The sequence below is a fragment of the Pseudomonas sp. 86_A genome, assembly GCF_017491705.1.
Taxonomy (GTDB): domain Bacteria; phylum Pseudomonadota; class Gammaproteobacteria; order Pseudomonadales; family Pseudomonadaceae; genus Aquipseudomonas; species Aquipseudomonas koreensis.
Map to the genome: position 1 here is coordinate 1 of NZ_JAFGYS010000167.1, position 452 is coordinate 452.

A 452-nucleotide genomic window follows, 5' to 3' on the forward strand; every position below is an offset into this window, starting at 1 on the left:
GACGTCGTGGTCGCCGGCGGCCATCGATTCGTCGAGGTCGCGCGAATCGGTGTACACGCGCTGGAACACGAAGCCCTGCGGCGGATGCACGCGGTGGTAGTACGTTTCCTCGAGCGAGCTCTCGACGGGCACGTTGTCGGTGTCGTGCTTGTGCGGCGGATAGCTCGACGAGTGCCCGGAAGGCGTGCGCACCTCGACGACGAGCAGCGCCTCCGCCGGCTCGGTCTGCGGCAGGATATCGCAGACGTAGCGCGTGTTCGCGCCGCTGCCGCGCACCGGGCGCCGCATCTGCGACGGCTTGATGGGCCGCGCCGGATAGCGGCCGGCCGCCGGCGCGCTCGCCACGCCGAGCTCCGCGTCGCGCGACGCGCGCACGATGACGGACAGCTTCGGCGGCAGGTACAGCGCGTACGGCGCGACGCCGTCGAACACGCTGTCGCGCGAGCCGAGCG

Annotated in this window: 1 protein-coding gene; it reads right to left on the minus strand. The window is 71.9% G+C overall.

Features of this window, described 5'->3' with window-relative positions:
• Nucleotides 1-452 (minus strand): 5-deoxy-glucuronate isomerase (locus tag J5M57_RS28525; RefSeq protein ID WP_207938550.1); only part of this gene is annotated, 452 nt, incomplete at both ends.